This is a genomic window from Aquisalinus flavus (genome assembly GCF_014640095.1).
Taxonomy (GTDB): Bacteria; Pseudomonadota; Alphaproteobacteria; order Caulobacterales; family Parvularculaceae; genus Aquisalinus; species Aquisalinus flavus.
On record NZ_BMGH01000001.1, the window covers coordinates 1922078 to 1935603 of the forward strand.

At 64.6% G+C, this 13526-nt stretch carries 19 protein-coding genes; 3 read left to right on the forward strand and 16 right to left on the reverse strand.

Annotated elements, in window-relative coordinates; all coding sequences use genetic code 11:
* Window positions 1–79: 79 nt before the first annotated feature.
* A complete protein-coding gene (locus IEV88_RS08860; protein ID WP_188158789.1) occupies window positions 80–754 on the forward strand; it encodes a DUF6498-containing protein in 675 nt (224 codons plus the stop codon).
* Here the strand turns inward: IEV88_RS08860 and IEV88_RS08865 are convergent.
* The 15 genes from IEV88_RS08865 to IEV88_RS08930 all read right to left on the reverse strand — a co-directional run bounded on the left by IEV88_RS08865 (window position 751) and on the right by IEV88_RS08930 (window position 9417).
* Complete coding sequence (locus tag IEV88_RS08865; RefSeq protein ID WP_188158788.1) at window positions 751–1287, reverse strand: phage tail tape measure C-terminal domain-containing protein; 537 nt, start codon at window positions 1285–1287, stop codon at window positions 751–753. The genes IEV88_RS08860 and IEV88_RS08865 overlap by 4 nt on opposite strands.
* Complete coding sequence (locus tag IEV88_RS08870; protein WP_188158787.1) at window positions 1284–1427, reverse strand: phage tail assembly chaperone; 144 nt, start codon at window positions 1425–1427, stop codon at window positions 1284–1286. Before IEV88_RS08870 ends, IEV88_RS08865 begins: the two co-directional genes overlap by 4 nt.
* Window positions 1427–1819 (reverse strand): gene transfer agent family protein, encoded by a 393-nt coding sequence (locus tag IEV88_RS08875; RefSeq protein ID WP_206711225.1) that lies wholly within the window; start codon window positions 1817–1819, stop codon window positions 1427–1429. The genes IEV88_RS08870 and IEV88_RS08875 overlap by 1 nt, the downstream gene beginning before the upstream one ends.
* Complete coding sequence (locus tag IEV88_RS08880) at window positions 1816–2232, reverse strand: phage major tail protein, TP901-1 family (protein ID WP_188158786.1); 417 nt, start codon at window positions 2230–2232, stop codon at window positions 1816–1818. Before IEV88_RS08880 ends, IEV88_RS08875 begins: the two co-directional genes overlap by 4 nt.
* Before the next feature lie 9 nt (window positions 2233–2241).
* Window positions 2242–2661 (reverse strand): DUF3168 domain-containing protein, encoded by a 420-nt coding sequence (locus tag IEV88_RS08885; protein ID WP_188158785.1) that lies wholly within the window; start codon window positions 2659–2661, stop codon window positions 2242–2244.
* Window positions 2658–2975 (reverse strand): head-tail adaptor protein, encoded by a 318-nt coding sequence (locus IEV88_RS08890; RefSeq protein ID WP_188158784.1) that lies wholly within the window; start codon window positions 2973–2975, stop codon window positions 2658–2660. Before IEV88_RS08890 ends, IEV88_RS08885 begins: the two co-directional genes overlap by 4 nt.
* Entirely contained in the window at window positions 2972–3532 is a 561-nt protein-coding gene (locus tag IEV88_RS08895; protein WP_188158783.1) for a head-tail connector protein, read from the reverse strand. The genes IEV88_RS08890 and IEV88_RS08895 overlap by 4 nt, the downstream gene beginning before the upstream one ends.
* A 74-nt stretch (window positions 3533–3606) precedes the next feature.
* Window positions 3607–4845: a phage major capsid protein gene (locus IEV88_RS08900; protein ID WP_188158782.1), complete on the reverse strand. Its 1239-nt coding sequence runs from the start codon at window positions 4843–4845 to the stop codon at window positions 3607–3609.
* Between the two features lie 14 nt (window positions 4846–4859).
* A complete protein-coding gene (locus IEV88_RS08905; protein WP_229731441.1) occupies window positions 4860–5381 on the reverse strand; it encodes an HK97 family phage prohead protease in 522 nt (173 codons plus the stop codon).
* Window positions 5382–5391: 10 nt separating this feature from the next.
* Entirely contained in the window at window positions 5392–5646 is a 255-nt protein-coding gene (locus tag IEV88_RS08910) for a hypothetical protein (RefSeq protein WP_188158781.1), read from the reverse strand.
* Window positions 5639–6784 (reverse strand): phage portal protein, encoded by a 1146-nt coding sequence (locus IEV88_RS08915; protein ID WP_188158780.1) that lies wholly within the window; start codon window positions 6782–6784, stop codon window positions 5639–5641. The genes IEV88_RS08910 and IEV88_RS08915 overlap by 8 nt, the downstream gene beginning before the upstream one ends.
* Window positions 6785–6796: 12 nt before the next feature.
* Window positions 6797–7924: a DNA-packaging protein gene (locus IEV88_RS08920; protein WP_229731442.1), complete on the reverse strand. Its 1128-nt coding sequence runs from the start codon at window positions 7922–7924 to the stop codon at window positions 6797–6799.
* 64 nt (window positions 7925–7988) lie between these two features.
* Window positions 7989–8345 carry a hypothetical protein gene (locus IEV88_RS15255; RefSeq protein ID WP_229731443.1) on the reverse strand — a complete coding sequence of 119 codons (357 nt, stop codon included), beginning with the start codon at window positions 8343–8345 and terminating at the stop codon, window positions 7989–7991.
* 146 nt (window positions 8346–8491) lie between these two features.
* The gene (locus tag IEV88_RS08925) at window positions 8492–8950 is read right to left on the reverse strand and encodes a GNAT family N-acetyltransferase (RefSeq protein WP_188158779.1); all 459 of its coding nucleotides are present in this window, start codon (window positions 8948–8950) and stop codon (window positions 8492–8494) included.
* On the reverse strand, window positions 8947–9417 hold the full coding sequence (locus IEV88_RS08930; RefSeq protein ID WP_188158778.1) for a YcgN family cysteine cluster protein: 471 nt from the start codon (window positions 9415–9417) through the stop codon (window positions 8947–8949). The genes IEV88_RS08925 and IEV88_RS08930 overlap by 4 nt, the downstream gene beginning before the upstream one ends.
* Window positions 9418–9540: 123 nt before the next feature.
* Between IEV88_RS08930 and IEV88_RS08935 the strand changes: the two genes are divergently transcribed.
* A complete protein-coding gene (locus tag IEV88_RS08935) occupies window positions 9541–11739 on the forward strand; it encodes a transglycosylase domain-containing protein (RefSeq protein ID WP_188158777.1) in 2199 nt (732 codons plus the stop codon).
* A gap of 208 nt (window positions 11740–11947) precedes the next feature.
* Window positions 11948–13024, forward strand: a complete 1077-nt coding sequence (locus IEV88_RS08940) for a DUF2336 domain-containing protein (protein WP_188158776.1) — start codon at window positions 11948–11950, stop codon at window positions 13022–13024.
* A 118-nt stretch (window positions 13025–13142) separates the two neighbouring features.
* On the opposite strand, the gene IEV88_RS08945 is transcribed toward IEV88_RS08940, so the two are convergent.
* A complete protein-coding gene (locus tag IEV88_RS08945) occupies window positions 13143–13487 on the reverse strand; it encodes a DUF1491 family protein (protein WP_188158775.1) in 345 nt (114 codons plus the stop codon).
* Window positions 13488–13526 lie beyond the last annotated feature (39 nt).

Sequence of the window (13526 nt, forward strand, 5' to 3'; positions counted from 1 at the left end):
CGGCGGGCGCGGGGATAAATTCGCTGGCGCGGCCCGCCGGACCGGCCTAAAGTGAGACAAACAACTCGGGGGAGTGACGATGAGCAGACAGGATCCATACGACGCAACGCGGCCGGCCGGGCTTGACCCGAAGGGTTATTCGCTGACCGGCGATACCGGGTTGTGGTTCGTTGTGCTCGGCAATCTCTTCATCATCGGCCTGGCCAAAATCCAGGGCTGGCCGCTGGGCGAAGTGCTCTGGGTCTACTGGCTGCAAAGCATCATCATCGGCGTCGTGCACTTCTTCCGCCTGCTGGCGCTGAAGGATTTCTCGACCGAGAACTTCACCATGAACGGGCGCAGCGTCGAGCCGACGCAGGGCACCAAGATCAGTGTCGCGATCTTCTTCGCCTTTCACTATGGCTTCTTCCACATCGTCTATGGCGTCTTCCTGCTGGTGCAGTATGGCGAAGACCTCGGCAATGCCGGCATTGGCCTGGCGGTCATCGTCTTCCTCGTCTCGCACATCGCCTCGCTGATCAGCGGCGGCAAGGCGGAAGACGTGAAGCTGAATATCGGCTCGATGATGTTCATGCCCTATCTGCGCATTGTCCCGATGCATCTGATCATCATGCTCGGCGGTGTCTATGCCGGGCTCGGCATCGTGCTGTTCATGGCGATGAAAACGATCGCCGATGGCGGCATGCATGTGGTCGAGCAGCTGATCTATGGCGCCGGCGCGAAAGCGGCAAAGACAGAGACGCGGCGGGTCTAACCATTCCGGTTGGCGCGGGCGAGCGCGCGTTGAAGGCCAGCGGCGATCTGGGGGGCGGAGCGCCGATAGCTTTCCGCGTCGCCGGTTTGCGGCATGTGCAGATTGACGGTGACGTTCCCTGCCCCGCCGGAGAGCGGCGCGATGCGGCCGGACTGCGGCGGCACGAACATCTCCGGCCCGTTCTCCCCCACCAGGAAGGCATTGCCCGGCGCGACGAACCCGCCGCCTGCCCTCCCTCCGCCGAACCCTGAAAAGATCTGCCCCAGCGCGGCTTCGAGCGGCTGGCGGATCACCGTGTCAGCGGCAAGTCCGGCGAGGTCGGCCAGCACTTCCTGCACCATCGATTTGAACGACAGCGTACCCGAGCGGGCCGCCTTTTCCATCTCGTCGGCGATGGAGCGCGAGGCGCTGGCAAAGCTCTCCTCCATTACCGCGGCGAGGGGCACGATATCCTCGCGCATGGTGCGCTCCAGATCGCCGGCCATGGCCCGCATGGTCTCGCTCGCCTCTTCTGTGTCTATGCTCACTTTCATGATTGATCCTCATCCGGATAAAGTGTTCGCAACTGGTCGAAGCTCTCGCGGGTCAGCGCTCCGCCACCAGCACCACCGCCTGACAGCAGCTGCCATTCGGCGAGGCTCATGGCCCAGAACTGGTCGGGCGCCAGGCGCATCAGGCCGAGCCCGGCCCGGCACCAGCTGCGCCAGTGTTCTGGAATTGGGGCTTTCCCGGCCTCTCTCCATCGTCCGCGCCCTCCCCCGCACCAAGCGCCAGGGCGAAGGCCCGCGCGATAGTGGCCGTTGCCGCCTTCAGGTCGAACGTCTTCGATTTCAACGTGTCGACCGGCAGGTCGTGCCCGCCACCGCCGAGCAGCGCCGACAGGATGACCAGCAGGTCGCGAGCGGACGGGTTGGCGAGCCGCGCCGTCAGCCCGGCGAGATCGTCCGTACCGAGCGCGGTCTCGATCTGTGCCAGGGCACCGAGGGTCAGGCGCAAGGTGTGGACCTCGCCGTCGATCTCCAGCGGCACATCGCCGCGATATCTGTTCATGCCGCTGGTCATCATGCAGTCTCCGTAAAGGTGAGCGTGCCCGCCGACTCAAGCGCCATGGACATCGTCATCTCGCGGGCATGGTCACCGGCATAATCGAGATTGGTAAGGAGGAACGCGCCTTCGATGATGCCGAAATGCGGCAGCACGACCTGCCAGGTGCGCACCGTGCCGGCGAAGAAGACGGCGCGGATCTGCGCCGCCGCTTCATCGTCGAGGAAGACACCGGCCCCGGCGATGCTGGCCTGTTTCACGCCTGCGCCGGCCAGCAATTCACGCCAGCCATCGGAGGATGCATTGGTGATATCGATGGCGCGGGCGTTGAGCGACAGGGTCTTGGTGCGCAGCCCGGCCACGGTGGCGAAGCTCTCACTTGCGGCGCCATCGCCGATCTTCAACAGGATGTCTTTTCCCTTCTGGGCGGTCATGGAGTTCTCCTAAACTGGGTGGGTTACGGCACGAAAGCGCATCACGCCCTGCCATGTTTCATTGTCGGCCAGCCGCCAGGTGTCGCCGAAGACATAGCGTATGCTGACGAGATGGAAGCCGCTGACGCTCATCGACGCGTCATGGAGGGCGGCGTGAACGGCGGCGATGACCTGCTTGACCTCGCCGCGCCCGCCATGGCGCGACCAGGCGGTGAGGCGCAGATCATGCTCCTGCCCGCCATCGACGCCGGGCCAGTCGCGGGTGCGGGCCGCGCCGAGGGTGAGATAGGGAAAGATCGTCTCTTCCGGGACACCGTCATGAACCCGCGCCGGATCGCCGAGCAGTGCCTTGACGCCGGCATCGGCGGTGAGCCGGACATAAACCGCCTGCTGGAGCGGCCAGCTGGCCTCGGTGAACGTCTCGCTCATGGGCGCACCTCCTCGGCATCTAGCTGCAGCCACTCCCGCGCCTTGCCGGTGCGCTGGAGTGAGGTAATGCGGAATGTCCTGCCATCATGGGCGAGCCGCGTGCCATGGCCGATATCGGCGCGGTGGCGCAGGGTGATGCGCAGGCGCATGAGGCCGATATCGCGCTCAGCCGTCGTGTCGCGGCGCGAGGACAGGCTCTCCACCTGGGCTGGCAGTCTGTCGCCTTCTGTCCACGAGATCGCCGCGCCGCCGCCGCCATCGGGCGTGCGCTGGCGGGTGAGCAGCGTGACCTGTTCTGTCAGGGTCCCGATCACAGCCGCACCTCCCGCCAGGGCGCGAGCAGCGCCCCGACCGAGTTCGGCAGGGTCGTCACCCGCCGCTCGGAGGCTGGCGTTCGATGTTCATGATAATGCGCCGTGAGCAGACGCATGGCCTGTTTCAGTGTGCCCGGCACGGCATCGGCATCGCCGAAGCCGGCGGTGAAATCGATGCGGATACCGCCGGCGGCAATACCAGGGGATGGCGGCGGCGCCTTCAGCAGCACCCGCGCCGGATAGCCGGGGATGAGCGCATAATCGCCCTCGTCGAGCTCGGTCCAGATGCCGTCCGTGCCCTGAACGCTAACGCTGGTCACCGACTGCACCGGCGGGCGCAGCAGGGTGACAGGCTCTGTCGGCCAGCGGTCAAGCGTGAGGCGCCAGCCCTGCGTCATCAGGGCCAAGCCCGTCACCGCCTCGACCTGGCCACGGGCGGCCTCGGCAAGATCAGTGATCAGGCTGTCATCCGTATCGTGAGCGACGCGGAGGAAGAATTTTATTTCAGCCAGCGTCAGGGGTTCGCCCACAGGGGCGGTGATCAGGGTCAGGGACATGGGATCCTCAGGGAAAGTCTTGAAAGGGCCCCGCGAGCAGGCAATCGGCTCGCGGGGCCGTCGGGAGGAAAGTCTTACGCCGTGCCGAATTTCAGCAGCTTGATCGCATCGAAATGCTGGACGCCGCCGCCGACGCGCTTGGTCGTGTAGAACAGCACATAGGGCTTGGCCGAGAACGGATCGCGCAGCACGCGGATGCCGACACGGTCGACGATGAGATAGCCGCGGGCGAAATCACCGAAGGCGATCGAGAAGGAATCGCTGGCGACGTCCTCCATCTCCTCGGCCTCGGTCACCGGATAGCCCATCAGCGTCGCCGGGGCGCCGGCCTGGACCGATGGCTGCCAGAGATAGTTGCCGTCACCATCCCTGAACTTGCGCAGCTGTCCGACAACGGAGCGGTTCATAACGAAGCGGCCATTGGCGCGGAAGGCCTGTTTGGGCGCATAGATCAGGTCGATCAGCGCATCCATCGGATTGGTACCGAAGGCGCCATCGGCGCCGGTGGCGATATAGCCGATCTTGTTCCAGGCCCAGCTGCCCTCGGCGACCTTGTCATAGTCGAGGAAGCCGCGCGGCTTGTTGGTGCCGTCACCGGCGACGAAGGCGGCGCCTTCCTGGGCGGCGAATTCGGTCTGAACCTCGTCGGCGATCCAGCGTTCCAGATCGACGATTGAATCATCGAGCAGGGCCTGCGTCGTCGCCGGCATGGCGTAGAGCTCCATGGTCGGGAAGTCGACGGCGGCGAGGGTCGAGGTGGCCGTCTGTGTACGGTCGCCGGTCTCGCCGACCCAGCCCGCCGCCATGCCGGTGGTCGAGACCGGCTTGCGATAGGAGCTGGCGCCGATCTGGCGCACGGTCGCGATCTGGCGGATCGGAGAGATGTCCCTGACCGCCGCATTGATCAGCCGCTCGGTCTCGTCCGGCGCAAGATAACCGCCATCCGGGTCGGAGCCGACGGAGAGCGCCTTTTCCTCCAGCATGCGTGAGGCATCGCCGGTGCGGACATAGCGCTCGAAAGCGTGCTTGCGCTCGTCCGGCCGGGCGGGCTCTGCGCCGCCGCGCGAGGACCGCTGGCGGTCGAGCAGCAGCCGGTCGATGGCCGATTTCTGCTCGTCGAGGGCAGCGTTGATGCGCGCGACCTTCTCGCTCAGGACGACGTCCTCGCGCGACTTGCCCTCGAGCTCCGACAGGCGCTCGTCATTGGCGCTCTTGAAGTCCTCGAAGGCGTTGAGGAAGTCGTGCATGGCCGCGCGCACTTCCGGCGTATCGCCGCCCGCTTTCGTTTCCAGTTGCTTGGTTTCCAGTGTCATATCTCATTGTCTCCTTATGACGTGAACTGACGTGTTGCTTCGCGGATCGCCGTTGCTGTAGCCGGGGCCGTATCTGCATCCGGCGAAAACAGCCGGGTGATCCGCGCGCCCGGTGCCATCGGGAAGGTGACGACCGAGACCTCCCACAGGTCGAGCCGGATCAACTCCCGCCCGCCGGCGATCTTGCGCGCCGCCCGGGTACGGAAGCCGATGGACAGGCCGTCAAGCGCGCCGCCGGCGACAAGCGTCGCCACCTCGCGAGCACGCGGACTGTCCAGAATGATCTCACCACGGACATAAAGCCCCCTTGCCGTTTCCTTCATCTCCAGCCAGCGGCCGATCGGCTGATCCGCCGCGTGCTGGTAAAGCATCTTCACCGCTGGCAGCCGCCCGGGGATAAGTTTTTCGGCAAAGGCGCCTCTTTTGACGATATCGCCATTGAGGTCGCGCTCGCCGAAGATCGAGGCATAGCCCTCGATGACGGCCACGCCCCTCCTGTCGCGGGAAATCCCCGCGCTGTCATTCATCAGTCTCATGAGGGTCGCCCTATTCTTCTTCGGTGATCTGCTGCAGCCGCGTGTCGATCCGGTCGAGGGTCGAGCGCAGGTAATAGATCTGCTCTTCCAGGCGCGCCGTGCGCTCGATGATCTGCGCCGTCGTATCGGCGCGGCGCTCCAGCTGGTTAAGCCGCTCGCCCGCCGCACCCGCCCAGATCAGCGCGACCGCCGCCTGGATCAGCATGCCGGTGCCAAGGGCGAGGGAAAATCTCAGCTCCGTCGCGGGGAGTTTCATCTCACTCATCGTCGCTCTCCGTTTCGGGATTTGCCGGGAAGCCAAGCGCCAAGCGCTTTTCCCTGTCGGTCAGGCAATCTGTCTGCATGATCCTGTCGAGCCGGGCTGAGCGTTCGCCGGACAGGGCGCTGGCGGCGCGGCCTGCCAGCGGCAGCACCGTCTGGCGCCAGAAGGCGAGATTGGCCTCGCGATAATTCGCGTAGGTGTTATCGCCGGGAATGCCGAGTAGCTGCGGCGGTACGCCGAAGGCGAGCGCCACGTCGCGCGCGGCGGAGTGTTTGGCTTCGATGAAATCAAGCTCCGCCGGAGAATGGGACATGGGCTTCCAGTCGAGCCCGCCATCGAGCACCATGGGGCGCCCGGCATTGGTCTGGCCCTGATAGGTCTCCTGCAGTTCCGATTTCAACCGCTCGAACTGGTCGGCGGTCAGGTTCGCCGCATCCGCGGGGCCATTGTAGATCAGCGCGCCGGATGGCCGGGCCGCGTTATCAAGAAGCGCCTTGTTCCACGAACAGGCAGCGTTGTGGATGTCGACGGCATTGCCGGCGGCCTCCAGCGGGGCAAGGCCGTAATGGTCATTAAGCGGATGAAACAGCTTCAGATGCAGCACCGGCATGAAGCCGTCGCCGTCGCGCCGGAAGCCGGTGCGCCGCCCGCCAGCCTCGTAGTCATAGCCGCCGGGCCAGCCATCGCGGCCCGCGCGCACCTTCATCCGGTCCGGACGCAGGGCGTAAAGCTCGCGCAGGGTCCCGTCGAGCCGCACCGCCTCGACATAGGCATTGCCGGCGGTCTGGAGGTAGCCATAGACATCCTCCATCAGCGCCGTGCCTGACTGGTCCGGGTTCGGTGCTTTCAACAGGCGCAGATGATCATGCTCGGCCATCGCCTCGCCCTTACAGGTAACGGCGAAGGGGATCGAGGCGGCAGCCTCGGCCACCAGCCGGATGCAGCGATAGGCGATGACATTGCGCATGAAGCCGTTGCGCGCGAGCGCTGCATAATCGCGCGGCGTCCAGACCGGCCCTGCCGGCGTCTGCAAGGCGATGACCTGGCGCGTGGCGCTGTGCTTGGTCTCGTCCGGCTGCGCCAGGGTTTCAGGGGCGGGCCGGTCGAAGACGGTGCGAAGGCCGGAGAGAAGGGTTGGCATCAGAGAAGTCTCCTAGACGGTTCGAATGGTCGGATCGGGTGCCCTGGCACCCAGCATCAAATCAGTCAGTGCCCAGACGAGCGCATCGAGGCGGTCGGGGCTTGCCCCCTCGCCGGTCCACGAGACGAGCTGGTCTTCCAGCTTTGCCAGCGCACCGACATGGCGCACCATCCCGCGTTCATAGAGGGCCGCGACCGGCTCTGCCCGCACGCGCTTGGCCCGGCTGGCCCGCACCGCCCGCACCGGCACGGCCGGGTCGACCTGGCGCAGGATCGCCTCGACCATGTCGCCGCCCTGATTGACTTCGGCAACAATGCGATCGGCCCCGTGGCGGTGAAAGGCGGCAACCGCCCTGCGCGCCCAGTCCAGCGGCGACAGCCCGCGTGCGGACAGGTCTTCGAGGACATAGGCGATCTCGCCGCAGCGGCCGGCAACGACGATGCCGCATTCATCCGCCTCCGCCCCGGCGCTCGCCGGCGGGTCGATGGCGATGACCAGCCGGTCCATGTCCGGCGCAAGGTCGACATGACAGGCCTCGATCATCGACCAGCGCCACAGGGCGCCAGCCGTGTCCTCGACCAGTTCGCCATACAGCTCCTGCCGCCCGAGCGGGGTGTCCCGATAGACGGCGGTGATCTCGCTCAGGAAAGTCTCGGCGAGGTTCGCTTCATTCGCCCAGGTCGACGTGCGGGTCAGGTGGGTGCCATTGGCGGCCATCAGCCGCTTGATCAGCGCCGTCGGGCGCGGTGTGGTCGTAACCACCTGGCGGGGCCGTTCGCCGAGGCGCAGGCCGAGCTGGAGATTGCTCCACGCCGTGTCGGCATAGCGCCACTTGCACAATTCATCAGACCACGCTGCATCGAACTGATAGCCGCGCAGACCCTCCGGGTCTTCCGCCGAGAAGCACTGGGCGCTGGCGCCATTGGGCCAGACGAGGCGGCGGCGCGAGGCTTCATAGCCAGGCCGCAGCTTATCAGGCGCGATGGCGATCAGCCCGGATTCGCCGTCGATCATCACTTCGCGCACATCACTGTAGGTCTCCCCCACAAGCGCTATGCGGCAGGCCGCGCCCGTTTCAGCCAGCGCCCGCACCCATTCCGCGCCGGTGCGTGTCTTGCCCGCCCCGCGCCCACCCAGCACCAGCCAGGTGAACCAGTCCGTGGACCGGGGTTCCTTCTGATCTTTACGCGCCCAGAAATGCCAGTCATGAGGCAGATTCTTCCGTTTCGCCGCCGTTTGACTCCTCAGCCACTGTTCGATCTCTTCCTCCGTTGCGTGATCGAATGATCTTACGCTTAAGTTCGAGGGTGAGGGCTTCCAGGGCTTCAGATTCGTCGTCATCATGTCCGCCTGACTCTGATCCGTCATATTTCTTCTTCATCGCTTCCATCCTCTCGCATTCGCGCAGCAGCGCCGCGAGCGTTCTGGCCGTGCGCTCATTGCGGGCAAGGTCCTCCCCCTCCCGGTCGGCGCAGAAATCGACCACCGTATCGTCCAGCTTTTCTTCCAGCAGCTCGAGACGGGACAGGACGGTCGGCTTGCTTCGGATATCCTCCGGCATCATTTCTCCGTATGGTGATGGCTTATCCGCCGCTTGTTTCCGCCTGCCCCGTCGCGGCGCTGGCTGTTTCGACAGGCGCAAGAATAGGCGCGCTGCGGAACGCGGGGATAAGTATCGGAAAATTGTTTTCAGGCGTGGAAGCGGCCTTACAAAACCAGCTTGAAGCCCTCATGGGTCGCTTCGAAGCCGAGACTGCCGTAGAAGCGGTGCGCGTCAGGGCGGCGCTTGTCGGAGGTCAGCTGGATCAGGCCGCAGCCCGCGTCGCGGCACTGGCCGATCGCCCAGCCGACAAGCGCCGAGCCGAGCCCCTGCCCGCGGCAATCGGGCCGGACATGGATATTCTCCAGCAGGCCGCGGGTCAGCCCGCATCTTGTCAGGCCGGGAATGAGGGTGATCTGCAGCGTACCGACGATCTCGCCACCCCGCTCCATCACGATCAGGCGGTTATTCGGGTCGGCGGCGATGCGGTTGAGCGCAGCGGCATAGGCCGGGTCGCCGGCATCGGATGTGACCGGCGCCGCCCCGGCCGGGCGTCCGGCGTCGCTCAGCGCGAGAATTGCGGCGATGTCGGCGGCGACCGCGTCGCGAAAGACCGGCTTGCTCATTTCAGGTCACTGCCCTTCAGCCTGCGCGTGACGACGTGGTCCTCAAGGTCAAGCAGATCGACCTCCTGCTCGCGGGCAAGAGGCAGGCGCACCGCCTTGCCGGCCCGGGCCACGCTTTCCTGCTCGCCGGAGACAAGCGGATGCCAGTCGGCGAGGCCCCGCCCCTCGGCCAGCCGCCGATAGGCGCAGGATTTCGGCATCCAGCGCAATTCCTCGATATTGTCCGCCGACAGCTGGACACAGCCGGGCACGTGTTTCTGGCGGTTGGCATAGTCGGAACAGGCACGGCAGCCCTGGTCGAACAGCTTGCAGGCGACATCCGTCTCCCACACATCGCCGGTGTCTTCATCTTCGAGCAACATCAGGCAGCATTTGCCGCAGCCATCGCACAGGGCTTCCCATTCCTCGGCGGTCATTTCGCCCAGGGTCTTGGTCTCCCAGTATCGGTCTGTCAGCGTGATACGCATCGCTCTCCGCTGCGATAAACACGCCCGCAGCTTCATTGCCATAATTTTACCCGCTTTTTCGCAGAAAGCGGCCCGGTTCATGATAGACCATGCTGCAAAGCGGGAAAAGCCAGGGCGATCCGGGTGAGCAAGAAGAAAAAGACAAAGAATGAAGGCAAGCTGCTGCAACAGGCGGGCGGTATCGCGCTCGATCTGTGGGCGGGGGTGCTAACGCTCGGCTGGGTGTTCGGCCAGGCGGTGAAGCCCGCCGCCGCGCCCATCGGCCGCCGCCTGAAGCAGCGCAAGACCTGGACAAGCGCGGGCCTGCATCTTGCGTCGCTGGCTTTCGCTGGCATGCTGGTCGCGGGCTTTGGCCTGTTTCACCTGACCCGCGCCTATACCCCGCCTGAGGATGTCGATCTGTGGGCGATCAACCGCCCGGCCAGTATCACCTTTCTCGACAGCGAGGGCGACGTCATCGGCACGCGCGGGAGCTATTATGGCGATCCGATCCCGGTCGAGGAACTGCCGCCCTATGTGATCTCGGCCTTCCTGTCGACCGAGGACCGGCGCTTCTATGACCATTTCGGTTTCGACGCCAAGGGGTTCATGCGCGCCATCGTCACCAATATCCGCCGCGGCAGGCTGGCCGAGGGCGCCTCGACCGTCACGCAGCAGCTCGCCCGCAACCTGTTCCTGACCAACGAGAAGACGCTGGACCGCAAGCTGCAGGAGTTGAACCTCGCCTTCTGGCTGGAGGCGCGGCTGACCAAGGACGAGATCCTGTCACTTTACCTGAACCGCACTTATCTCGGCGCCGGCACATTCGGCATCGAGGCGGCATCGCAACTGTATTTTTCCAAATCGGCGCGCGAGCTGACCCTGTCGGAAGCGGCGCTGCTGGCCGGCTTGCCCAAGGCGCCGTCGGCGCTGGCCCCAACCACTAATTTCGGCGGCGCGACGACCCGTTCGGCAGAAGTGATCGACAATCTGGTCGAGACGAAAAAGATCACCAAGGAAGAAGCCGAGATCGCCAAGGCGACACCGCCAGAGCTGATCGTCATCGATAACAACCCCGATGTCGGCTATTTCTTCGACTATGTCATGGCACAGTCGGAGGCCTTGCTCGGCGGCACGGTCGACACCGACATCGTCGTAACCACAACCATCGACCTCGCCATGCAGCGCCAGGGCCAGCGCGTGATCAGCGCCGCCATGACCGACGATATCAGGGCGCTGGGCGCCGAACAGGCTGCGCTCATCGCCTATGACACCGACGGCGCGATCCGTACCATGATCGGCGGGCTGTCCTATGAGGAAAGCCAGTTCAACCGGGCAACACAGGCATTGCGCCAGCCAGGCTCGACCTTCAAACCCTTCGTATACCTCGCCGCCCTGCAAAGCGGCATGAGTGCGCGCACCGTCTTCGTCGACGAGCCTGTGACCGTCGATGGCTGGTCGCCGCAGAACTATTCCGGCGATTATGCCGGAGCGATGCCGATGACGACGGCGCTCGCCCGCTCCATCAACACGGTGGCAGTGCAGGCGAGCGAGGCGATCGGGCGCGAGCGCGTTGTCGAGACCGCCCGCGCGATGGGCATTCATCACACGCTTCAGCCGCTGCCCTCGATCGCGCTCGGTGCGGCAAACGTCACCCTTGATGAACTCACAGCCGCCTATATCCCCTTCGCGCGGGGCGGATTGACGGCGAGCCCCTATGCGATCACCCGCATCGAGAACCGCCGCGGCGAAGTATTGTATGAGCGCCAGCCGGCCCAGCAGCGCCAGGTGTTCGACGCCGAGCGCGCCGAGCAGATGAACTATTTGCTGCACCAGGTGATGGTCAACGGCACCGGGTCGCGCGCCAATCTCGGCTCGCGCCAGTCCGCCGGCAAGACCGGCACCACCAATGACTGGCGCGATGCCTGGTTCGTCGGCTATACCGGCCAGCTCGTCACCGGCGTCTGGGTCGGCAATGATGACAATGACCCGATGCAGAAAGTGACCGGCGGCGGCATTCCGGCGACGATCTGGAAGAATTTCATGATCGCCGCCCATGAAGGCAAGCCGCGCCTTGCCCTGCCCGGCGCCGACCGGTTGCGCCATGACAGCAATGACCTGCGCCTTGCCCAGTTCTACGGCACTCTGCAGGCGGACATGGCCGCACTCGCCTATGGCGGCCAGCAGAGCTTTGCCGATAACAGATATCCTGACGATGGCGGCTCGCAGCAGGTCGTCGGGCGCGCCTATAATGATCCGGAACCCATCCGCTCGCGCGACGATGACCGTCAGGACGAGCAGCCCCGCAAGCGGCGCGGCTGGTGGATCTTCGGCCGCAACTAGATCAAACTGCGTTCAAATGAGATCATGTGAACGCAGAACAAGTGATCGCCTCCGGGGGCCTCGGGGCAGCGTATCTGCGTCGATCTGCGTGGCTTTGGCCCATCGATCTTATCCTATGTTAAGACTGCATTTCGCGGCAATTTTACCCGTGTGTTAGCGCTTTCTTTAAGGGTGTCCGGTTAGCGTGCAGGCCTGAGAGAAAACGCCCATGCCCGCACGGAAGACCCCGCTCGAACAGCTTATCGACTTCCCCCGGGACGGGGAAAGTGCAGAGCGGCGTGAGCTGATGCGCCTGTGCACGGATCGTCTTCTCGCCGCCCCGGACCGTTACGGCATCCGCGAGATGGAATTCTTCGACCTGCTCTATTCCAACACCGCGCGGCAGATGGACAGCCATACCCGCAAGCTGATGATCGCGACGCTGGCCAAAGCCGGGCTGTCGAAGGAAATGATCCACGCGCTGATCGTCGCACCGCCCTCCATGCTCGGGCAGATCCTGCGCCGGTCGGCGACCCAGACATTGCCCGATCTCGTCGACATGGTCCGTGACAAGACGCGGTCCCATTTCGGGCCCGATGCGCTGGCGCCCGCGGGAAAGATTCATTTACCCGAGCATCGCTTCACCCTGCCAAAAGCATTGCTGGATGAAATGTTCCGTTTCATCCGGCTGTCGATCACCCGCGAGGCCGTCGCCAGGGGCCAGGGCAAGCTGGCACCGCTGATCGCCCATTCGGTCAAGCTCAACGGCCAGCGCCTGATCGGGGAAAGTTCGACAGAAGCGCGCGACGCCATCCTTGAAGCGCGCACCGCCGTGCAGAGACGGATCCGCGAGCGCAAGATGAACGAGGCCTTTCTCGAGGAACTGCTCGCAACCGGCCACAGTTTGCAGTTCACCCTTGGCCTGACTCACATGCTGGATGTCGACACGACGACGATCCTGCGTATCCTCAACGACGCGACATGGGAATCACTGGCAATCGCCTGCCGCGCCTCGCGCATCTCGCGCAGCGCTTTTTCGAAGATCGTCAATTCGATGCACAAGCGCGAGGACGACAAGCACAGTGCGCTGAGGATCATGGGGCTGTACGAGAAGATACCGCGCGAATCGGCCGACAGGGTCATGCGCTTCTGGCAGGTGCGGGTCTCGGCACTGAAGGAAGTGTCGTATGATGACGACTTTACCCTCAGCTATCCGCCTGCCAATAACAACGACGCCGCGCCGACGCCGGCACCGGCACCGGCACCGGCGACCAATAACACGGGCAAGTCTTTCGGTCGCCGCTAGATCGTTTCAGCATTCTGTGGAAACGCTGAAACGACCCAGACTCCTTGTTTTCCGCGTTTCCTGACGGTGAACCGGTTTCCACTTCACCGGGAAACGCTATCGCCGCCATCAGACTCTCTTACATCTCACCGTCATCAAGCAGCTTCTCCTGCAGGAAGGGCCGGCCTTCGCGGTCCTCGACCTCGACGATCCACAGGTCGGGATCGAAGCTGACCTCGCGCTCCAGAAGCCTGTCGGCTTCCTGTTCGCTCGCCCCGCCCCGTGTCAGGTCACGCCAGGCGCGCTCGCCATTGATATCGCGGGTTTCCATCCATACCCGCATCGGCTCGCCGCGCTGATAGACGCGCACCGCGACCATGCCGGCATCGCCATCGCCCCGGCGCAGTACCGTGGCGAAGGCCCCGCCCTGCTGGCAGCGGCGGCGCCAGGCATCGACAAAAATGGCGGTCTTTATACGGATCATGGAGAACGTATAGGAAGCCGGCAGCGATTAGGCAATGCC